Raw genomic sequence first — 22,452 nt, 5'->3', positions numbered from 1 at the left:
TCGCCAGTAACTTATTGGCGTCAAAAGAGTGGACGGATCCTTATGACACTCTTATATGGCCGATGCAGTCCGTCGCGCCGCCCGATCCATGGGCCGGCCCGCCGACAACACACCGGTCACAGGATTTTTCGGCTGCGATTCGACGCGGAATCGAGCAACCCCCGCAGGGAGTCCGGGCGGCCGAACGAGCTGAGATATACAGACGCACAAACAGGAGATGTTGAACGTGACGATCCACGAGCACGACCGGGTGTCAGCTGACCGCGACGAGACTGGCCCGCACAGCACCCATGCTCTGGTCGATCGTCTGACCGCGGGTGAGCCGTTCGCGGTGGCATTCGGGGGACAGGGCAGCGCGTGGCTCGAGACTCTCGAGGAACTGGTTTCGGCGCCCGGAATCGAATCAGAACTGGCCGCCCTGGTGGGCGAGGTCGAGCTGCTGCTCGAGCCGGTGTCCAAGGAACTGGTTGTGGTCCGCCCGATCGGCTTCGAGCCGCTGCAGTGGGTACGTGCGTTGGCCGCTGAGGATCCAGTCCCGTCCGACAAGCACCTGACATCGTCGGCGGTGTCGTTGCCGGGCGTGCTGCTTACCCAGGTCGCAGCCGTCCGCGCCTTGGCACGCCAGGGTATGGACCTGATTGCGACCCCTCCGGTGGTGTCGGTGGGGCACTCGCAGGGCGTGCTGGCGGTGGAGGCACTCAACGCCGGTGGGGCGCGCGACGTGGAGCTGTTGGCCCTGGCTCAGCTGATCGGTGCGGCGGGAACATTGGTGGCGCGGCGACGTGGGATATCCGTCCTCGGCGATCGCCCGCCGATGGTTTCGGTCACCAACGCCGACCCCGAGCGCATCCAGCAGCTGCTGGAGGACTTCGCCCAGGACGTGCGCACCGTGCTTCCGCCCGTGCTGTCCATTCGCAGCGGTCGGCGTTCGGTCGTCATCACCGGCACCCCCGAGCAGTTGTCTCGCTTCGAGCTGTATTGCCGCCAGATATCGGAGAAAGAAGAAGCCGAGCGCAAGAGCAAGGTCCGCGGCGGCGATGTCTTCGCGCCCGTGTTCGATCCGGTAAAGGTCGAGGTGGGCTTCCACACTCCGCGGCTGGCGGACGGAATTGACATTGTGGGCGGCTGGGCCGAAAAGGTTGGCCTCGACGTCGCCCTGGCCCGCCAGCTGGCCGAGGCGATCCTGGTTGACACGGTGGACTGGGTCAGTGACATCAACCGGGTCCACGAGGCCGGCGCACGCTGGATCCTGGACCTGGGGCCCGGTGACATCCTGACCCGGCTGACCGCGCCGGTGATCCGGGGCTTGGGCATCGGCATCGTGCCCGCGGCAACGCGCGGCGGCCAGCGCAACCTCTTCACCGTCGGAGCCACGCCCGAGGTTGCCAGGGCCTGGTCGAGTTATGCCCCGACCGCTGTTCGTCTCCCCGACGGCAGGGTGAAGCTCTCGACGAAGTTCACTCGGCTGACCGGTCGGTCGCCGATCCTGCTCGCGGGCATGACGCCCACCACCGTGGACGCCAAGATCGTCGCCGCGGCGGCCAACGCTGGGCACTGGGCCGAGCTGGCCGGCGGCGGGCAGGTCACCGAGGAGATCTTCGCCGACCGCATCAACGAGATGTCCGGTCTGCTCGAGCCGGGGCGCACCTATCAGTTCAATGCATTGTTCCTCGATCCCTACCTGTGGAAGCTCCAGCTGGGTGGCAAGCGGCTGGTGCAAAAGGCGCGCCAGTCCGGCGCGGCAATCGATGGTGTGGTGATCAGCGCGGGCATCCCGGACCTCGAAGAAGCCGTCGAGCTGATCGACGAACTCAAAGACATCGGAATCAGCCACGTGGTGTTCAAGCCCGGCACCATCGAGCAGATCCGCTCGGTGATCCGCATTGCCACCGAGGTGCCCACCAAGCCGGTGATCATGCACGTCGAAGGTGGGCGCGCCGGTGGCCACCATTCCTGGGAAGACCTCGACGACCTGTTGTTGGCGACCTATTCGGAGTTGCGGTCGCGCGCCAACATCACCGTCTGCGTCGGCGGTGGCATCGGTACCCCGGAGCGCGCGGCCGAGTACCTGTCCGGGCGCTGGGCGCAGGCCTATGGCTTCCCGCTGATGCCGATCGACGGGATCCTGGTCGGCACCGCCGCCATGGCCGCACTGGAGGCCACCACCTCGCCGTCGGTCAAGAAGATGCTGGTCGAAACCCAGGGCACCGGTGAGTGGATCGGCGCCGGAAAAGCTCAGGGCGGCATGGCTTCCAGCCGTAGCCAGCTCGGTGCGGACATCCACGAGATCGACAACAGCGCGTCGCGTTGCGGGCAGCTGCTCGACGAGGTGGCCGGAGACGCGGATGCGGTCGCCGAGCGTCGCGACGAGATCATCGCCGCGATGGCCAAGACCGCCAAGCCTTACTTCGGCGACATCGCCGACATGACATATCTGCAGTGGCTGCAGCGCTACGTCGAACTGGCTATCGGCGAAGGCAATTCGACTGCCGACACCGCCGCGCCGGGCAGCCCGTGGCTGGCCGACACCTGGCGAGACCGGTTCCAGCAGATGCTGCAGCGCGCCGAAGCGCGTTTGCACCCACAGGATTTTGGTCCCATCGAGACCGCATTCGCCGATCCGGCGCTGCTGGAGAATCCGACGCAGACCATCGCCGCGCTGCTGGCCCGTTACCCGGACGCCGAGACCGTCCAGCTGCACCCGGCGGACGTGCCGTTCTTTGTGACGCTGTGCAAGACCCTTGGCAAGCCGGTCAACTTTGTGCCCGTCATCGACAAGGACGTTCGGCGCTGGTGGCGCAGTGACTCGCTGTGGCAGGCCCATGACGCCCGCTACGACGCTGACCAGGTGTGTATCATTCCCGGCCCCGCGGCGGTCGCCGGTATCACCCGGATGGACGAGCCGGTCGGTGAGCTGCTGGACCGCTTCGAGCGGGCCGCCATCGATGAGGTGCTCGGTAGCGACGGTGACGCGAAGGCGGTCACATCGCGCCGGTTGGGCCGTCCCGATGTGACCGGGCCGCTCGCCGTTGTGCTGGATGCCCCGGACGTGTTGTGGGCCGGGCGTACCGCGACGAATCCGGTCCACCGGATCGCCGACCCGAGCGAGTGGCAGGTCCACGACGGACCCGAAAGTCCCCGCGCCACGCACACGTCCACTGGCGCTCGGCTGCAAGTCCAGGGCAGCGACGTGGTATTGAGTGTGCCGGTTTCGGCCACCTGGATCGACATCCGGTTCACCCTGCCCGCCAACACCGTTGACGGCGGCATCCCGGTGGTCTCCACCGACGACGCCACCACCGCGATGCGCTCGGTGCTGGCGATCGCGGCCGGTGTGGACGGGCCGGAGTCATTGCCCTCGGTAACCGATGGAACGGCGACGGTGACCGTCGACTGGGACCCCGAGAAGGTGGCCGACCACACCGGGGTCACGGCCACTTTCGGTGAGCCGCTGGCACCTAGCCTCACAACCGTTCCGGACGCACTGGTCGGGCAGTGCTGGCCGGCGGTTTTCGCAGCGATCGGTTCCGCGGTGACCGACAGCGGTGTGCCGGTGGTGGAGGGGCTGCTCAGCCTGGTCCACCTCGACCATGCGGCTCGCGTGGTCGGCGATTTGCCCAAGATTCCTGCCCAATTGACCGTTACGGCAACGGCTTCCAATGCCACCGACACCGACATGGGTCGTGTGGTGCCGGTCTCGGTGACAGTTGCCGGGCTCGACGGTGCGACGATCGCCACTCTCGAAGAGCGGTTCGCGATCCTGGGCCGTACCGGAACCGCTGAACTCAGCGACCCGGTTCGGGCCGGTGGCACGGTATCGGAGAACGCCACCGACACCCCGCGGCGTCGTCGCCGCGACGTCACCCTCACGGCGCCCGTGGATATGCGTCCGTTTGCGGTGGTGTCCGGCGACCACAATCCCGTCCACACCGATCGTTCCGCGGCGTTGCTGGCCGGCCTGGAATCGCCCATCGTGCACGGCATGTGGTTGTCGGCCGCAGCGCAGCACACCGTGACCGCCACCGACGGGAAAGCTCGCCCGCCGGCCCGCCTGGTCGGGTGGACCGCGCGTTTCCTGGGCATGGTGCGCCCCGGTGACGATGTGGACTTCCGTGTCGAGCGCGTTGGAATCGACCAGGGCGCAGAGGTTCTGGAAGTGTCAGCGCGCATCGGTTCGGATCTGGTGATGTCGGCGTCCGCACGACTGGCCGCGCCCAAGACTGTCTATGCATTCCCGGGTCAGGGTATTCAGCACAAAGGCATGGGCATGGAGGTCCGAGCACGCTCCAAGGCGGCCCGCAAGGTGTGGGACATCGCGGACAGGTTCACCCGCGACACGCTGGGTTTCTCGGTGCTGCACGTGGTTCGGGACAATCCGACCAGCCTCATCGCCAGCGGTGTGCACTACCACCACCCCGACGGGGTGTTGTACCTGACGCAGTTCACCCAGGTTGCGATGGCCACCGTGGCGGCCGCGCAGGTGGCCGAAATGCGTGAGCAGGGTGCCTTTGTCGAGGGCGCGATCGCCTGTGGACACTCGGTGGGTGAGTACACCGCACTGGCCTGCGTGACGGGTATCTACGAACTAGAATCCCTGTTGGAGATGGTGTTCCACCGCGGCTCGAAGATGCACGACATCGTGCCTCGTGACGAGCTGGGGCGGTCCAACTACCGGCTGGCGGCCATCCGGCCGTCGCAGATCGACCTCGATGACAACGACGTTCCGGCCTTCGTCGCCGGGATCGCCGAGAGCACCGGTGAGTTCCTGGAGATCGTGAACTTCAACCTGCGCGGGTCGCAATACGCGATCGCGGGCACGGTGCGCGGGCTAGAGGCGCTGGAGGCTGAAGTGGAGCGGCGTCGTGAACTCAGCGGCGGACGACGCTCGTTCATCCTGGTGCCCGGCATCGACGTTCCGTTCCACTCGCGGGTGCTGCGGGTTGGTGTCGCGGAGTTCCGCCGTTCGCTGGACCGCGTGATGCCGCGCGACGCCGATCCGGACCTGATCATCGGGCGCTACATCCCCAACCTGGTGCCGCGGCTGTTCAACCTGGACCGTGACTTTATCCAGGAGATCCGGGATCTGGTGCCGGCCGAGCCGCTCGACGAGATCCTGGCCGACTACGACACCTGGATTCGGGAGCGCCCGCGCGAGCTGGCGCGCACCGTCTTCATCGAGCTGCTGGCATGGCAGTTCGCCAGTCCGGTGCGCTGGATTGAGACCCAGGATCTGCTCTTCATCGAGGAGGCCGCCGGCGGGCTCGGCGTGGAGCGGTTCGTCGAGATCGGCGTGAAGACCTCGCCGACCGTGGCGGGTCTGGCTACCAACACGCTCAAGCTGCCCGAATACGCCCACAGCACAGTGGAAGTGCTCAATGCCGAGCGCGATGCCGCGGTGCTGTTCGCCACCGACACCGACCCCGAACCGGAGCCGGAGCCCGAGGCAGAGGAGCCCGCGGCGGGGGCGGGCGAGGCGGCCGCTGCCGCGGCACCGGCCGCCGCCCCGGCCGCACCTTCGGGTGGCCCGCGGCCCGACGACATCGGGTTTGACGCCGCCGATGCCACTCTGGCGCTGATCGCGCTGTCGGCCAAGATGCGCCTGGACCAGATCGAGCAGCTGGACTCCATCGAGTCCATCACCGACGGCGCGTCGTCGCGGCGTAACCAGCTGCTGGTGGATCTGGGCTCCGAATTGAATCTGGGTGCCATCGACGGCGCGGCCGAGGCCGACCTGGCCGGGCTGCGCTCGCAGGTCACCAAGCTGGCACGGACCTACAAGCCTTACGGCCCAGTGCTTTCGGATGCGATCAACGATCAACTTCGCACGGTGCTGGGACCCTCGGGCAAGCGCCCGGGTGCCATCGCGGAGCGGGTCAAGAAGACCTGGGAGCTTGGCGATGGCTGGGCAAAACACGTCACCGTCGAGGTGGCGCTAGGCACCCGCGAGGGCAGCAGCGTTCGCGGCGGCGCCCTGGGCAACCTGCACGAGGGCGCGTTGGCCGATGCGGCTTCCGTCGACAAGGTGGTCGACGCCGCGGTTGCATCGGTTGCCGCCCGCCGTGGTGTCGCCGTGGCGCTGCCGTCGGCCGGCGGTGGCGGTGGCGCTACCGTCGACGCGGCGGCGCTCGCCGAATTCACCGATCAGATCACCGGTCGCGACGGCGTGCTCGCCTCGGCTGCTCGTCTGGTGTTGGGCCAGTTGGGTCTCGACGCCCCGGCCACCGCGCTGCCGGCCGCGACCGACGCAGACCTCATCGAACTGGTCACCGCTGAATTGGGCTCGGACTGGCCGCGTTTGGTGGCGCCGGTGTTCGACGGGAAGAAAGCAGTCGTGTTCGACGACCGCTGGGCCAGCGCCCGCGAAGACCTGGTCAAACTGTGGCTAACCGACGAAGGTGACATTGACGCCGACTGGGCGCGGCTATCGCAACGCTTCGAGGGAGCCGGCCACGTCGTCGCGACCCAAGCCACCTGGTGGCAGGGCAAGTCGCTGGCGGCGGGGCGGCAGATCCACGCGTCGCTGTACGGCCGAATCGCCGCCGGTGCGGAGAACCCGGACCCGGGTCCGGACAGCAGCGAAGTGGCGGTGGTGACCGGCGCTTCGAAGGGTTCGATCGCGGCATCGGTGGTGGCACGACTGCTCGATGGCGGTGCCACCGTCATTGCCACCACGTCCAAACTCGACGACGAGCGGCTGGCGTTCTACCGCACGCTGTACCGAGACCATGCCCGCTACGGTGCGGCGCTGTGGGTGGTGGCGGCCAACATGGCCTCCTACTCCGACATCGACGCCCTGGTCGAATGGGTCGGCAGCGAGCAAACCGAAAGCCTTGGGCCGCAGTCGATTCACATCAAGGACGCGCAGACGCCGACGTTGCTGTTCCCGTTCGCGGCGCCGCGCGTGGTCGGCGACCTGTCGGAGGCCGGCTCGCGCTCCGAGATGGAGATGAAGGTGCTGCTGTGGGCAGTGCAGCGGCTGATCGGCGGGCTCTCGACGATCGGCGCCGAGCGCGACATCGCCTCGCGACTGCACGTGGTGTTGCCCGGCTCGCCCAACCGCGGCATGTTCGGTGGTGACGGCGCCTACGGCGAAGCCAAGTCGGCGCTGGACGCGGTGGTGAGTCGTTGGCACGCCGAATCCTCGTGGGCGGCCCGGGTCAGCCTGGCGCACGCGCTGATCGGATGGACTCGCGGCACCGGCCTGATGGGTCACAACGACGCCATTGTCAGCGCTGTCGAAGAGGCCGGCGTCACCACCTACTCCACTGACGAGATGGCGGCGATGCTGCTCGGCCTGTGCGATGTGGAGTCCAAGGTCGCGGCGGCCAGTACCCCGATCAAAGCGGACCTCACGGGTGGGCTGGCGGAGGCCAACCTCGACATGGCCGAACTAGCCGCCAAGGTGCGTGAGGAGATGTCGACCGAGGCGACCGCAGATGACGAAGAGTCAACTGAGGGGGCAATTCCCGCGCTGCCGTCACCGCCGCGTGGATACACGCCGGCGCCGCCACCGCACTGGGACGACCTCGACGTGGACCCGTCCGACCTGGTGGTGATCGTCGGCGGTGCCGAGCTCGGTCCATACGGCTCCTCACGGACGCGTTTCGAGATGGAGGTCGAGAACGAGCTCTCCGCCGCCGGTGTGCTGGAGTTGGCCTGGACCACCGGGCTGGTCCGGTGGGAAGACGACCCGCAACCGGGCTGGTATGACACCGGAACCGGTGAGCTGGTCGACGAAGCCGAGTTGGTCGAGCGTTATCACGATGTGGTGGTGGAGCGCGTCGGCATTCGGGAGTTCGTCGACGACGGCACGATCGACTCCGACCACTCGTCGCCGTTGCTGGTGTCGGTGTTCCTGGACAAGGACTTCTCCTTCGTGGTGTGCTCGGAGGCCGACGCGCGTGCCTTCGCAGACTTCGATCCCGAGCACACCGTCATCCGGCCGGTGCCCGATTCGGGTGACTGGCAGGTCATCCGTAAGGCCGGCACCGAGATTCGAGTGCCGCGCAAGACGACACTGTCGCGGGTGGTTGGCGCCCAGCTCCCGACGGGCTTCGATCCGACGGTGTGGGGCATCAGTCAGGACATGGCCAGTTCGATTGACCGCGTAGCGGTTTGGAACATCGTGGCCACCGTCGACGCGTTCCTGAGCGCCGGGTTCAGCCCGACCGAGGTAATGCGTTATGTGCACCCGAGTTTGGTCGCAAACACCATGGGCACCGGGATGGGTGGCGGTACGTCGATGCAGACGATGTACCACGGAAACCTGTTGGGCCGGAGCAAGCCGAACGACATATTCCAGGAAATTCTGCCGAATATCGTCGCTGCGCACGTGGTTCAGTCCTACATCGGTAGCTATGGCTCGATGATCCACCCGGTCGCCGCATGCGCGACGGCCGCGGTGTCGGTCGAGGAGGGCGTCGACAAGATCCGCTTGGGCAAGGCCGAGATGGTGGTGGCCGGCGGTATCGACGACCTCACCTTGGAAGGCATCATCGGCTTCGGTGACATGGCGGCCACCGCCGACACCGCCATGATGCGCGGCCGCGGAATCGCCGACTCGAAGTTCTCCCGGCCCAATGACCGGCGCCGGCTGGGCTTCGTGGAAGCCCAGGGCGGTGGCACGATTCTGCTGGCCCGTGGCGACCTGGCTCTGAAGATGGGCCTGCCCGTGCTCGCGGTGGTGGCCTTCGCACAGTCCTTCGGAGACGGTGTGCACACCTCGATTCCGGCTCCGGGGCTGGGCGCATTGGGCGCCGGACGCGGCGGCCGGGACTCCGCGCTGGCGCGGGCGCTGGCCAAGTTGGGCGTGGGTGCCGATGACATCGCCATCATCTCCAAGCACGACACGTCGACGCTGGCCAACGATCCCAACGAGACGGAATTGCACGAGCGGCTCGCCGACTCACTTGGCCGATCCGAGGGTGCGCCACTGTTCGTGGTGTCGCAAAAGAGCATGACCGGTCACGCCAAGGGTGGCGCGGCGGTCTTCCAGATGATGGGGCTGTGCCAGATTCTGCGTGACGGTGTCATTCCGCCCAACCGGAGTCTGGACTGTGTGGACGATGAACTGGCCGGGGCAGCGCACTTCGTGTGGGTGCGTGACGCGTTGCGGCTGGGCGGGAAGTTCCCGCTCAAAGCCGGCATGCTGACCAGCCTCGGGTTCGGCCACGTGTCCGGTCTGGTCGCGTTGGTGCACCCACAGGCGTTCATCGCCTCGCTGGCTCCTGAGCAGCGCGCGGACTACCAGCGGCGTGCCGATACGCGGCTGCTGGCCGGTCAGCGGAGGCTGGCGTCGGCCATGGCCGGTGGAGAGCCGATGTATCAGCGGCCTCCGGACCGCCGTTTCGACCACGACACGGCCGAGAAGCCGCAAGAGGCAGCGATGCTGCTGAATCCGGCCGCTCGGCTCGGCGACGGCGAGGCCTACATCGGATGAGATTGGTCATCGATTAACGTGGCGATCCATGGGCATCGTCGGCGTCGGGATCGACCTCGTCTCCATTCCTGATTTCGCCGAGCAGGTCGATCAGCCGGGAACGGCGTTCGCTGCGACCTTCACCCCCGGTGAGCGCCGCGACGCCTCCGATAAGAGTTCGTCGGCGGCGCGGCACTTGGCGGCCCGTTGGGCCGCCAAGGAAGCGGTGATCAAGGCCTGGTCTGGATCACGGTTCGCGCAGCGGCCGGTGCTGCCCGAAGACATCCACCGCGACATCGAGGTGGTCACCGACATGTGGGGACGGCCGCGGGTGCGTCTCACCGGGGAGATCGCCAAGCACCTGGCCGCTGTGACGATCCATGTGTCGTTGACCCACGAGGGGGATACGGCGGCCGCCGTGGCCATTCTCGAGACCAGTTGATCTCCGGCGAGCAGACGCGAAATCGCATCGGAATCTCCGATCCCGTGCGATTTCGCGTCTGCTCGCCAGGGTGCTAGCGCGCGAGGCTGCGCGCGTATCCGGTTCCCATCGCCAGCAGCACCAGGCCGACCACGATGAACGCCGCGACCCGGAAGATGCCGTCGAGCGTGGCGAGATCGAACAGGAACAGCTTGGCGGTGGCGGCCCCGGTGAGCGCCAGGCCGGCGCTGATCGGGGCGGTGCGGCGTTCCCGGTCTGCGACTCGCAGTGCGTAGACGAACAGCGGCGCCGCTACGGCGATCCAGCAGATGGTGGCCGCCATGTGGCCGGCCAGGAAGCCCGCCTCGGTGCCGGCGATCAGGACACCGGCGGTGACCGTAAACGCGGTGACGGCATAGATCACCAGCACCCCGCCGACGGCGGCCAGGATCCGGCGGATGTCGCGATTCTGGCCTCCGATGCCGGCACACGCCCTGCTCATCGCAACGACAAATGCGATGCTGAGCAGGCTGGCGGCCAAGGTGGACACCGCGATCGGGGTCGGCATCACCGTCGCTGTCAACAGCGCATGCAGCGGCGCATAGCTGTAGTACAGGCCGAGGCCGACGATGCCGAAACCCGCTGCGGCCCAGAGCGCCATGCGGTCGTGGCGACCGGCGATCGCGACGACGATGGCAAGGGCGAGCAGGATCGGCCCCTCGACGTGGCCGTCGAAGGCAACGGTAACGGCGACCAGCGCCGAGATTGCCGACCATGCCGCCAAGACCCGGTTGAAGATGGTGGGAAGTTCACTGCCTACCAGAACGATTGCCAACAGTGCCGCGGCCAGGGTGCCGGCCAGCAGCGCGGCAAACACGCGATCGACCGCGACGGCGGCGGCCAAGACGGGCAGGGTCCCGACCACCGTGAGCACGGCCAGGGCGGCGGCGTTCTTGCCGCCCGGCAACACGATCAGGCCGCTCACGATGGCAAGGATCGCAGCGACACCGCAGGCTGCGCCCAGCAGCCAGGTGTTGTCGTGCTTGTCGGCCGCCACCAGGGCGATCAACAGGGGCACGGTGGGTGCCGCGACGCGCGCGGCGTGCAGCCAGACCCAATCCTTGCCCAGTTACACCGGTAACGCTGCGGCCGACAGCGCCAGCATGAAGCTCACCAGCAAGAGATCGGCACCTCTGGTGAGCACGGGCGCCAGCCCGATCAACGGCACCAGCACCAGTAGCCCCAGGTGCTCGGAATCCCAGCGGCGGGCCAGCGCAAGTCCCGCCCCACCGACCAGCGCGGCCAGCACCAGCCCGGCGGGCGCCGGCACCAGCCCGGCGGGCGCCGGCACCAGCCCGGCGGGCGCCGGCACCCACTGGTAGATGGTGGTCGCCGCGATGACGTCCAGGTAGGCGGTTGCGATACCGGTGGCGGCCAACGCGATCGCGCCGATGCGTCCACCGGGGCGGCCGCGCAGCCGGACGGCCACGCCGACGAGCGCGACTGACAACGCCGTGCCACCGGCGACCCGGATCTCGGGTCGCAGCAGCCCGGCTTGCGCGGCGAGGACCAGCAGCAGCGCCACGCCGGTCAACGTCACCGCCACTCCCGCGACCGCTAGCAGCTTGCCGATCCAGCCGGATTCGGTGCTCTCGGCGGGGCGCCGCGGTGCGGAGACCGGTGGGGCCGCGGCCGGTGCCGGGGCCGGTGGGCCTTGGGGGGCCGGGCGCGCGGTAGGTGGGGGAGCGTACTGGCGTGGCGGCGCCGCGGCGGGTGCTGGCGCCACGGGCGCCCACTGCTGCCAGTAGGGGTACCAGTACGGAGCCACAGGCTGCGGTTGCGGTTGCGGCGGCGCGGCCGCAGCGGGTTGGGGCGCGCCGACCGAATCGGAGATCAGGCGGTCAAGCTGGCTGAGTTCGCCGGAAACGCGGGCCATCTGACGAGCCAATGAGTCGAATTCCGCGGAGAGTCGACTGATGACAGCGTGCTGCGATTCGGTCATGTCGATTACTCTGCCGTTCTTGGCCCCGGCATGGATGAGTAGGACTACGCAAACTGGGCGGCTACTTGTCCAGCCCGTGCTCAATGGCGTAGCGGGTCAGCTCCACCCGGTTGGCGACCCGCAGCTTGCGGAACGTCGCCTGGACGTGGTTTTCCACCGTCCGGTGGCTCAACGAGAGCTTTTCAGCAATCTGCTTGGCGGACAGTCGTTTTGCGACGTAGCGCAGTATCTCGGTCTCCCGTTCGGTCAGGCTGGGCCGATCCTGGCTCGAGTCCGCGGTTTGCGCGATACGCCGATGCTCGCCCAAGACCAGCCCAGCCAGGCTCGGGGTGAAGACGGCTCGCCCCGCCGCGGTGGCGCGCACCGCATCGGCGAGTTCGGCCTTCGACGCACTCTTGACCAGGTATCCGGTTGCCCCCGCCTTGACGGCTTCCAGGACGTCCTCGCGTTCGTCGGAGGCCGACAGCACCAGCACGCGGGTCGCGGGCGAGACCTTGAGCACCTCCGTGGTTGCCTGCACACCATCGCCGTCGGCCAGCCGCATGTCCATCACCACCACGTCGGGCTTGACGATTGCGGCCCGCCGTTGCGCCGTCGCCACCCCGTCGGCGGTGGCGACCACTGCGAAGCCGTCATCGGAGAGATCGCGGGCAACCGCGTCACGCCAGATCGGATGGTCGTCGACGACCATCACCGTCGGCGATTCGTGCTCACTCATGACGATCCTTCCCGGCGTGGCACCCGCAGCTCCCATTCGGTGCCCTCGCCCTGGTCCGTGCTCAGTTCTGCGGTGCCACCCAGGGCCGCCAGCCGTCCCACAATCGACTTCGAGATGCCCAGATGCCCCTGGCCGGCGGCCTCGTCGAGTCGCCCCGGGGCAATGCCCACGCCGTCGTCGCGGACGCTGACGGTGACCGAGTCGCCGAGATCTTCGAGCAGCACGAATGCGCGGGCGCTCGGCCCGGCATGCAGGCGCACGTTGTCGAGGGCGTTGCCCACCGCCGCATCCAGCTCGGTGGCGACCTCCCGCGTCAGTGTCACCGGAGTTCCCGGCAAGCTCATCGATACCCGGTCGGACGCCCTGCGCCGTAACAGGGCGCACAGGTCGACGCTGCGGGTGTTGCCGTCACGATCGGTGTCAGTGGAGATTATCCATCGGCGCAGCGCGCGTTCCTGCTCGCTGGCGAGTTCGGCTAACTCGGATGTGGGGCCACCGATTTCGTGCCCGCGCCGAGAGACCAGCGCCAGCACCTGGATGACGCCGTCGTGGACCTGCCGGGAGAGCCGCTCCCGCTCCTGCAAGGCGGCCGACAGCTGAGCCGCTCGTTGCAGATCGGCGTGGGCGCGCCGGGCGGTGCGGGCGGCCATGCCGACCGCCAGGCCGACCGCCAGTTCGATCACGATGGTCGCGGTGCGCCCAAGGTTGACGTTGACGTAGCCCTTGACGGCCTCGTTGGCGGCTGTCACCGCAATGCCGGTCAACATGCCGCCGGCCGGGCCGAACTGCAGCGCCGCCGAGATGGTGGCGTTGCTGGCCCAAAGCGTGGTCGGCCAGGTCTGGTTGTCCAGGGCCCACTGTGCCGAGGCCACCATCTTGGTGGACAGCATCAGCACGACGACGACGGCGATCTCGGTGATTACCCAGGCCGGCCGCCGGCCGAAGCCGCGCAGGTAGGCGACCGCGCAGGCTGCGCTCCAGCCGATCAGCACCGCGAACAGCGCCCAGCCCAGCAGCGGCCGCTGCAGGTTTGAGTTGATCGCGATGTGGAAGCCGAGTGCGTAGCCGCAGCTCAGCAGCCGGAATAGCTGCGCCGCCCGCCAGAGCGGCGCCGTCGGGTCGGGACCGCGTGTCGCCATTACGCGCTCAGCATAGCCAGCCCGTTGGTTAGCCTCAGTGTCATGACTGATCTTGTTGAGCGTGTGCGCGAGGTGCTGCCGTCGGTGCGGCAGGACCTCGAGAAGCTGGTCCGGATCGAATCCGTATGGGCCGACCCGGGGCGACGCGCCGAGGTCCATCGCAGTGCTCAAGCGGTAGCTGATTTGTTGGCACAGGCAGGTTTTGATGACGTCCAGATCGTCAGCGAAGGCGGTGCCCCGGCGGTCATCGCGCAGCATCCGGCACCGCCGGGCGCGCCGACCGTGCTGCTGTATGCCCACCACGATGTCCAACCCGAGGGAGACCCCGATCAGTGGGCCTCGGCCCCGTTCGAGCCGACCGAACGCGACGGTCGTCTTTACGGGCGTGGCACGGCCGATGACAAGGCGGGAATCGCAACGCATTTGGCGGCCTTTCGGGCGCACGATGGCAAACCGCCGGTGGGTGTGACCGTCTTCGTCGAGGGCGAGGAGGAGTCCGGTTCGCCGTCGTTGGGCCGATTGCTGGCCGCTCACCGCGACGTGCTGGCGGCCGACGTGATCGTCATCGCGGATTCGGACAATTGGAGCACCGATGTGCCGGCGCTGACGGTGTCGCTGCGTGGCATGGCTGACTGTGTCGTGGAAGTCGCCACCCTCGACCACGGGCTGCACTCCGGTTTGTGGGGTGGTGTGGTTCCCGACGCGCTCAGTGTGTTGGTGCGGCTGCTGGCCAGCCTGCACGATGACGACGGCAACGTAGCGGTGGCCGGATTGCACGAGAGCACGGCCGCCGCCGTTGACTATCCGCCCGAGCGGGTGCGTGCGGACTCGGGTCTGCTCGACGGTGTCACCGAGATCGGGTCAGGTTCGGTGCCCCAGCGGCTGTGGGCGAAGCCGGCGATCACCGTGATCGGTATCGACACCACTTCCATTGCGGCAGCATCGAATACGTTGATTCCGCGGGCTCGCGCCAAGATCAGCATTCGGATCGCACCCGGCGGGGACGCCGCGGCGCACCTCGATGCCGTGGAAGCTCACCTGCGTAAGCATGCGCCCTGGGGAGCCCGGGTAAGCGTCGAGCGCGGCGACATCGGTCAGCCTTACGCGATCGACGCGAGCGGTCCGGTCTATGACGCCGCACGCACGGCGTTCCGCCAGGCGTGGGGTGCCGACCCGATCGACATGGGTATGGGTGGGTCGATCCCGTTCATCGCCGAGTTCGCCGAGGCGTTTCCTGACGCGAAGATCCTCGTCACGGGGGTGGAGGATCCCGGGACGCAGGCGCACAGCGTCAACGAGAGCCTGCATCTGGGGGTGCTGGAGCGAGCCGTGGTGGCCGAGGCGCTGCTGCTGGCCAACCTGGCCTGATCACACCTGTAGGTCGCGGCGGAGTTTGGCGACGTGCCCGGTCGCCTTCACGTTGTACTGGGCGACGGCGATCTTGCCGTTTTCGTCGACCACGAACGTGGAACGGATCACGCCGGTGACGGTCTTGCCGTACATCATCTTCTCGCCGTAGGCGCCGTAGGCGGCCAACACCTTGCGGTCCGGATCGGATAGCAGCGGGAACGTGAGCCCCTCGGCATCGCGGAACTTGGCCAGCTTCTCCGGCTTGTCGGGCGAGATCCCGACCACGTCGAGGCCGGCCTCGTTCAACTCGCTCAGGTTGTCGCGGAAATCGCAGGCCTGTTTGGTGCATCCGGGAGTCGAAGCGGCCGGGTAGAAGTACACCACCACTTGGCGTCCCTTGTAGTCGGACAGTGACACCTTGTTGCCGTTGGCGTCGGGCAGGCTGAATGCAGGCGCTTTGTCGCCTGGCGCCAGGCGTGTGGTCTCGCTCAACGTAGGTCCCTTTCTGTTCACCGGAGCGTTAGGACTCGCACCGGCTGATCTAGGGTAGTGCGGGCAGGTGTATAGGCCGGATAGCGGGAGACTTGGAGGACAGACACGTGGCGGACCGCGATCCCGACACCATCAAGCAGGACATCGACGTCGCCCGCGACCAGCTGGCGACCACCGTCGACTCGCTGGTTGAGCGTGCCAACCCCCGCCGCCTGGCCGACGACGTGAAGGCCAAAGTGATCGAGTTCGTCACCAAACCGGCCGTGACCGTGACGTTGGTCGGGATCGGGTCTGTCGTCGTGGTCGTGGTGATCCGCAAGATCAGGAACCGCTGAGACGGCTTCGGATGTGCGTCCAGGGCGTGGAAACCGCCGGATCGCCACCCTGAGCGCACACTCGGCGCCCTGGGGGCACGCTCGACGCGATTGGGTACCACCGCAGTGCCCTCAGGTCATTCCGGCCGCGGTGCCGCTTTCGACGTGTATCGGCAGGTCATCGACCCAGGGCTGGGCCTCGGCCATGTCAGCCACATCGACGTAACCGCGCTCGAACTCGCCAGTGGCGGCGTCGACGAGCCGGTACTGCTGGCGCTGGATTTGGATGGGCTGCGAGTCGAGAATCACCACCCGAACCTCACCCGGCTCGAATCCGCACCGCTGCTGTAGGGCCTCGATGAGGCACTCGTTATGTAGATGCTCGTCGCCGAAGTTCCATCCGAGCACCATGGCGCAAAGTTGCTCGCCCTCGCACACGTTGTAGTCGTCCTCGTCGTACCCGGCCAGTGCGCGATGCACCAGCGTGTAGAGCGCGCGGCCATGGGTGTTCATCCCCCGAAACGCGAAGGCCAGGTGTATCGGCACCAGGGCCTGCGCTTTGCTGTTGTAGAGCCGCTCGAGTTGCAGGTGATACATCGGGCCGAGTGCGCGAGCACCGACTCGGATCTTTTCGTCGGCCGACGGCTTGACGCACCACTGGGTGGTGTCCCAGTTGCCGGCGTAGTAACGCATGCCGGGCAGGAAGGAGACCATGCGCGGGTAGAGATTTCCGATGACGACAACGGCGGCGATCAGGGCGCACAGGACGACGGGCCACGGGCCGGTCAAATCGGCGAGCCCGAGGTGTGCGTGGGCGACGAACAGCCACAGCACCCCGAAAATCATGAAGACGTTCCACTCCAGCGGCACCCCCATCGGGAAGGCCAGCAGGATGTTGAGGTGGAACATGACCATCACGAACGCGGCAATGGTCGTCGGCCAGCCACCGTGGCAGAAGAACAGCGCCAGCGGTACCAGCCCTTCCACCGCGGTCGAGAAATGTGCGATGAAGTCCGATAACGTGCTGGGCCGTAGATCATCCGGGTATCGCTTGAACAACGACCTCTTGAGGAACCCGGAGGGGATGAACGGATTATTGGCCAGCATCGTCGAGATCACGAACGGGAAGTGTTTGTTGAGCTTCGAGGTCGCTGCGCCCAGCCAGATGACGATGAAGACCAGCTTTGCTCCGACGACGATGTCGCTGCCGGAGCACAAGAACACCAGTGTCAGTGGCGCATACACCTCACCGCGCGCGGCCAGGAAGGTGATCTTGTCGCGCAGGCCGAGGACCGCGAGCACCGAGAGGATGGCGACCGGCTGCCACCGCGGAAGCACGCCGATCATGGTGTTGAGCTCAGGAATTGGCCCGGTGCCGTCGGACACCAACGCGACGACGAGCAGCGCGAGTAGGGCGCCGTAGAGCAAAACCTCGAACAGAGTTCGGTTGGTGCCCTTGGTCAGTGGCACCCGGTTGGGCCAGGGGGCAGGCGGATGGTTCCGGGCCGCAGCCAGTACAGGATCGAACCCATCGGCGGGAACTAGCGCCCGGCCATCGGGCCGAAGCAGCAGCCCAGACCTACCACCTCGAACAGCATCGTGTAGAGCACGGCCTTCTCGAACACGATCGGTTCCGTCCACCACGCGCCGACGTTGCTGAAGCCCTCGACACCGCTTGTGGACAAGGCGAACAGCCACGCGCCCAGGATGTAGAGCACGATCTTGATGCCATACATCACGGGCATCACCAGCGGGGTGCCGAAGCCGTTTTCTGCAATGTGGCGGGCCATCGGAATGATCCGCTGCGCGCGGGTGCCCTTGCTCCACTCGGCCATGTCGACGACGGGCAGGTTTGGCTGGATGAACCCCATTACAGCTCCTTCGACAAACCTGGTCTGGGGGCGCCGATCACAACTTCGGTGTCAGAAGAAAACTACCGCCAAAGGCGGGGGTTCGAACAGATCCGATCGGCCCACCGAAGGCGTCTTGATAGCCCCTGGACAGCGCGCGTCGGCCAGGCCTGGCGGGTGTGGGCTGGGCGCTGCCAAAGTTGCGGCGGCACCCTAATTTTGGCTCGCGCTGCTGGTCGCTTCGGCTTTGGCCGCGCTCGCCCAGGACAACGGGTTGAGCGCGCGGAACGGGTCGCCTGCGCGAATGCTCAGCAACTCGGCCAGGATTGTTTCCAGAGCGTGCTGAGTGCTTTTCTTCACCGACTCGACCCACTCCTGGGCCGCTCTCCCATCCGGCTGCGTCGTGTCGATCGGCTCGCCAAAACGCAGGTACATCCGTTGGGGGCGGGGGATCAAGGTTGGTCCCATCCCGCGCATCAACGGCATCGCCATGTCGGAGCGGCCGGTCAGCTTCACGCTGACGGCCTGGCTGAGCCGGCCGAGCGCGCTGTCGCGGGTGACCATGCTCTTGTAGACATCGTCACCGCCTTCCAGTCCGACCGGAACGATCGGATAGTCGTTTTCGGCCGCGATGCGGGCGAATCCGTTGCGCCCATTCCAATTCAAGTGGTATTCCTCGCCCTTGAATTTCGCGATCTCGCGGCCTCCGCCGGGGAATACCAGAATGGTTTCGTTGTGCCGCATCAGTTCTCGTGCGCTTTCGGGCGCGCCGACGACGCCGCCGTAGGCGGTCATCAGGTCGTAACCAATGCCGCGGCGCCGCCCGAACCGGCGATCGGCCAGTGGACGCACTCGGCTGCCGATTGCCCGACGAACGAAGTGCGGAACCAGCAGCACCTCACCGCCGACAAACTGAGTGTGTTTGCCCACCAACAAGAATCGTCCGTTGGCGGGCAGTGTTTCCAGGCCGGTTACATGGGGCCGAAACAGGTCGATAAGCGGCGCAATCCCGTCTTGGGTCCGGTCTAGCGCACCGCGCAGGAACTCCACTCGGCGCGGCGGGCTCATTATTGCCTCGGTATCGATGCGTCCGCCCATGGCTTCCTCCGCTCGGATTCGTGCTCGGACTACCACGCTATCAAACGAACTAGTTCGTATGGATATGATCATGCTGTGCGAACCACGGCTGAACTTCGCGAGACGATCCTGACCGCCGCTCGGTCCGAGTTCGCGCAATACGGCCTGGCCGGTGCCCGGATCGACCGCATCGCGCGGACCGCCGAGGCGAGCAAGGAGCGGCTCTACGCGCACTTCCAGGACAAGGAGGCGCTATTTCGCAGCGTTGTCGCCGCCGACATGGAGGAGTTCTTTGCCGCGGTGACGCTGCGTCCCGACGCGGTCCCCGAGTTCGTCGGCGACATCTACGACCTGGCCTGCCGCAGGCCCGAGCACCTGCGCATGATTACCTGGGCCAATCTAGAGGGTTTGGTCCTGGACCCGCCGCAGGTCGAGGGCGTGGAATCGGTCCAGGCGCGCGACGTCGGTGTGATCGAAGCGGCCCAAGCCGCCGGCCACGTCGACCCGCACTGGCATCCGATGGACTTGCTCGTCCTGTTGTTTGGGGTGGGTCTGGCCTGGGCGCAGTCGCCTCATCCCGATGCCGTCGCTACTGATCGCGCGGTTATCGAGGGGCGACGGGCAGCGGCCGTAGAGGCCGCTCGCCGCATCGTGGCTCCCACAAGGGGCATTTCGTGAAGTGCGCCGTCAGGGTTTCGAACCCCGGACCCGCTGATTAAGAGTCAGCTGCTCTACCAACTGAGCTAACGGCGCATCGGTCTGGCAAGACCGCGTTGCGACAATAACAGGCATCCCGGCGCAGAGGGAAATCTCCGGATCACACGGGGTGCAGTGCGATACTGGACCGCAGGAACGGAGCCTCATTCGCCGAGCTGGCGGTGATGAGGCAGTACAATGCTAGTAACAATCCGAGGTCAGCGGTGACCAAAGTAAGCGTGAGTATCTGGAAGGTCACTTGATGGCGCCTTTGAGCAGACGTCGATCGTGGCTGGCTGCGATCCTGATCCCGGTTGCTGTGCTGGCCGTCGCCTGCGGCGGCAGCAGTGCTACCCCCACCGCGACCAAGGTGATCGAGAACAAGGGCACCCCGTTTGCCGACCTGTTGGTGCCCAAGCTCACCGCATCGGTGACCGACGGGGCCGTCGGGGTCACCGTGGACGCACCGGTCACCGTGAGCGTCTCCGACGGTGTGTTGGCCGCGGTCACCATGGTCAACGAGAGCGGCAAGTCCATCAGCGGGAAACTCAGCTCCGACGGACTGCACTGGTCGACTGACGAGCCGCTCGGATACAACCGGCGCTATACGCTCAACGCCAAGGCGCTTGGCCTGGGCGGTGCCGCGACCCGCCAGATGACGTTCCAGACCAGTTCGCCGGCCCATCTGACGATGCCGTACGTGAGTCCCGCCGACGGTGAGGTTGTCGGCGTCGGTGAGCCGGTCGCGATCCGGTTCGACGAGAACATCGCCAACCGCCTGGCTGCCGAGAAGGCCATCAAGATCACCACCAAACCGGCCGTCGAGGGCGCCTTCTACTGGCTCAACAACCGCGAGGTGCGTTGGCGCCCAGAGCACTTCTGGAAGTCGGGGACCAGCGTTGATGTCGCGGTGAACACCTACGGTGTCGATCTGGGTGAGGGCATGTTCGGCGAGGACAACGTCAAGACGCACTTCACCATCGGCGATGAGGTGATTGCGACCGCCGACGACAACACGAAGATGCTGACCATCCTGGTCAACGGCGAGGTGGTCAAGACCATGCCGACCTCGATGGGCAAGGACAGCACCCCGACCGCCAACGGCATCTACATCGTGGGCGCGCGGTTCAAGCACATCATCATGGACTCTTCGACCTACGGCGTGCCGGTCAACTCACCCAATGGGTACCGCACCGATGTCAATTGGGCCACGCAGCTGTCCTATAGCGGTGTCTATGTGCACTCCGCGCCGTGGTCGGTCGGTGCCCAGGGCCACACGAACACCAGCCACGGGTGTCTGAATGTGAGCCCCAGCAACGCGGAGTGGTTCTATGACCACATCAAGACCGGCGACATCGTCGAGGTCGTCAACACCGTGGGAGGCACGCTGCCCGGCACTGAGGGGCTTGGCGACTGGAACATTCCCTGGGAACAGTGGCGCGCCGGCAACGCCAACGCGTAACTCAGCCGCGCAGTACGGGACCCAGCGCCGAGAGCGGGATGTGCGCTACGACGGCTCCTCCGTCCATGGACCATTGTGCGGCCCCGGGCGTGAAGTCGATCGGCTCGTCATGACCCACCGGGTAGTCGGGCAGGTAGAGAACCAACTCGTCTGGGGTTAGTGCCCAAGCCCGGTAGCCGCCGGAATAGACCTTGTCGGGTGTCCTCCGGTCGGCGACGAATGGGTAGGTTCCCGGGTCGTGCGGTGGCGCGGCCGCATCGAGTGCGGCCTGGATGTAGGGCTGGCCCAGCGGGGGAATTGCGGTAAGCGGATTCGAGGTCGTCAGGTCCGCCAGCTGCACTCGCCTCCCGCCCCCCGTGTCGAAGGTGAACGTGCGATAGGCGTTGTTGGGCTTGGGGCCGTCGGCGTGGTAATCCTCGTGGAACACGGCGCTGAGCATGCTGCCGTGCCGGAACACCTGGTAGTTCTCCTCGCCGAAGCTGTCCGCGACCATCTGTGCGCCCACAGATTTCCAGTTGGTGACCAGGGTGCGCAGATAGTCGCGGACCACCGGACCTGCCGTCGCATCGTCGATGAGGTCAGCGGGCACCGCCACTTTGATATCGCGGACCGCTTTGCGTTCGGAGACCACCGAGGTATGGCAGTACTGGCCGTCCCAGTCGCCACCGAGCTCCCCGCAGAACGACGAAGCTGATGCCCGCGCCGTTGGCGGGCTGACGAACCCCGAGGTTGCTGCCGCTACGACCAGCGTCAGTGTCGTGAGCAATCGTGTGATCGGCATGGGTTGGCTCCGAACGGTTTAGAGCAGCTGGACTTTGCTGGCCAGCCAGCGTCCGTCGACCTTTTCCATGGTCATCTTGATCCGGCTGCGATCGATGCGCGGGTCCGGTACCGCCATGTTGGTCACGGTTTGGTCGACAAAGACCAGCAAGACGACCTTGTTCACGGTTTCGGAGGCAACTGCGGAATCCACCACGACGCCATGGGCACTGGCCTTGTTGTCGATCAGCAACTGACGCAGCTGAACGCTGGACTGCGTATACATGTCCTTGAACTCGCCGGTCGCCTCGTCGAGCACTTGACGGAAATTCTGGTCGACGTTGTTGGAATCAATGCTGGTCAGCACTTGGGCGTAGGCGATGGCGGCTTGTTGAGCCTGCTGGCCCGCCAGCTTCACCTGGTGCTGCTGCCATTGCTGCCAGCCCAGGAATGCCGAAAGCGCCAGTGCACCAGCGAGCAACAGCGGCATTGCGCCGCGCCGTAGATACCGCGCCCAGGAGCGGTTTGGGCGCGCCGCCTTTTCGCGCTTGTCCGCCAGCAGCGTGTTGTCCTCGTCGTCGTCCGCCGACTCGGCCTCGGCGTGCTCAACCGAGTCGACTTCGATGTCTGGGGTCTGTGAGGTGTCTTCGGTGTCTTGGTTGTCCTCCGACGAGGCAGCGGGTTCCTCGGACTGGGTTTCGTCGTCTTTCTCCGTGGTAGCGACCAAAATCATCTCCTTGCGTTGGACGTGGTG

The 22,452-nt window shown here is 66.5% G+C and carries 12 protein-coding genes, 1 tRNA gene and 2 pseudogenes; 6 read left to right on the top strand and 9 right to left on the bottom strand.

Annotated elements, in window-relative coordinates; translation table 11 throughout:
* Positions 1–226: 226 nt before the first annotated feature.
* Both SHTP_RS18830 and acpS read left to right on the top strand, forming a co-directional pair.
* Complete coding sequence (locus SHTP_RS18830) at positions 227–9,439, top strand: type I polyketide synthase (protein ID WP_096371438.1); 9,213 nt, start codon at positions 227–229, stop codon at positions 9,437–9,439.
* 28 nt (positions 9,440–9,467) lie between these two features.
* Complete coding sequence (gene acpS, locus SHTP_RS18825; protein ID WP_096371437.1) at positions 9,468–9,860, top strand: holo-ACP synthase AcpS; 393 nt, start codon at positions 9,468–9,470, stop codon at positions 9,858–9,860.
* A gap of 73 nt (positions 9,861–9,933) precedes the next feature.
* Here acpS and SHTP_RS18820 read toward each other — a convergent pair.
* The 3 genes and pseudogenes from SHTP_RS18820 to macS form a co-directional block, all read right to left on the bottom strand.
* Positions 9,934–11,841 (bottom strand): annotated as a pseudogene (locus SHTP_RS18820) (DUF2339 domain-containing protein).
* A 61-nt stretch (positions 11,842–11,902) separates the two neighbouring features.
* Positions 11,903–12,559, bottom strand: coding sequence for a response regulator (locus SHTP_RS18815; protein ID WP_096371436.1), 657 nt, complete (start codon positions 12,557–12,559; stop codon positions 11,903–11,905).
* Positions 12,556–13,698 carry a MacS family sensor histidine kinase gene (macS, locus tag SHTP_RS18810; RefSeq protein WP_096371435.1) on the bottom strand — a complete coding sequence of 381 codons (1,143 nt, stop codon included), beginning with the start codon at positions 13,696–13,698 and terminating at the stop codon, positions 12,556–12,558. The genes SHTP_RS18815 and macS overlap by 4 nt, the downstream gene beginning before the upstream one ends.
* 42 nt (positions 13,699–13,740) lie before the next feature.
* Here macS and SHTP_RS18805 point away from each other — a divergent pair, with 42 nt between their 5' ends.
* Positions 13,741–15,066, top strand: a complete 1,326-nt coding sequence (locus SHTP_RS18805; protein ID WP_096371434.1) for a dipeptidase — start codon at positions 13,741–13,743, stop codon at positions 15,064–15,066.
* Here SHTP_RS18805 and bcp read toward each other — a convergent pair whose 3' ends face one another.
* On the bottom strand, positions 15,067–15,540 hold the full coding sequence (gene bcp / locus SHTP_RS18800; protein WP_011741514.1) for a thioredoxin-dependent thiol peroxidase: 474 nt from the start codon (positions 15,538–15,540) through the stop codon (positions 15,067–15,069).
* A 107-nt stretch (positions 15,541–15,647) separates the two neighbouring features.
* On the opposite strand from bcp, the gene SHTP_RS18795 reads away from it, so the two are divergent.
* Entirely contained in the window at positions 15,648–15,875 is a 228-nt protein-coding gene (locus SHTP_RS18795) for a DUF3618 domain-containing protein (RefSeq protein ID WP_011741513.1), read from the top strand.
* A 111-nt stretch (positions 15,876–15,986) separates the two neighbouring features.
* On the opposite strand, the pseudogene SHTP_RS18790 reads toward SHTP_RS18795, so the two are convergent.
* Positions 15,987–17,725: pseudogene (locus SHTP_RS18790) on the bottom strand (DUF3556 domain-containing protein).
* Between the two features lie 192 nt (positions 17,726–17,917).
* Positions 17,918–18,802, bottom strand: a complete 885-nt coding sequence (locus SHTP_RS18785; protein ID WP_096371433.1) for a lysophospholipid acyltransferase family protein — start codon at positions 18,800–18,802, stop codon at positions 17,918–17,920.
* Between the two features lie 75 nt (positions 18,803–18,877).
* On the opposite strand from SHTP_RS18785, the gene SHTP_RS18780 reads away from it, so the two are divergent.
* Positions 18,878–19,459 carry a TetR/AcrR family transcriptional regulator gene (locus SHTP_RS18780; protein ID WP_015356608.1) on the top strand — a complete coding sequence of 194 codons (582 nt, stop codon included), beginning with the start codon at positions 18,878–18,880 and terminating at the stop codon, positions 19,457–19,459.
* 2 nt (positions 19,460–19,461) lie between these two features.
* On the opposite strand, the gene SHTP_RS18775 is transcribed toward SHTP_RS18780, so the two are convergent.
* Positions 19,462–19,534, bottom strand: a tRNA-Lys gene (locus SHTP_RS18775).
* Between the two features lie 205 nt (positions 19,535–19,739).
* Here SHTP_RS18775 and SHTP_RS18770 point away from each other — a divergent pair.
* Entirely contained in the window at positions 19,740–20,939 is a 1,200-nt protein-coding gene (locus tag SHTP_RS18770) for a L,D-transpeptidase (RefSeq protein WP_020786662.1), read from the top strand.
* 1 nt (position 20,940) lies between these two features.
* Here SHTP_RS18770 and SHTP_RS18765 read toward each other — a convergent pair whose 3' ends face one another.
* On the bottom strand, positions 20,941–21,720 hold the full coding sequence (locus SHTP_RS18765) for a mannan-binding family protein (RefSeq protein ID WP_096371432.1): 780 nt from the start codon (positions 21,718–21,720) through the stop codon (positions 20,941–20,943).
* An 18-nt stretch (positions 21,721–21,738) separates the two neighbouring features.
* On the bottom strand, positions 21,739–22,431 hold the full coding sequence (locus SHTP_RS18760) for an Rv1363c family protein (RefSeq protein ID WP_172900570.1): 693 nt from the start codon (positions 22,429–22,431) through the stop codon (positions 21,739–21,741).
* Positions 22,432–22,452: the final 21 nt, after the last annotated feature.

This window comes from Mycobacterium ulcerans subsp. shinshuense, from assembly GCF_002355775.1.
Lineage (GTDB): Bacteria > Actinomycetota > Actinomycetes > Mycobacteriales > Mycobacteriaceae > Mycobacterium > Mycobacterium marinum.
Note: the sequence above shows the minus strand (reverse complement) of the source record. Positions and strands in the feature narration are given on the sequence as shown.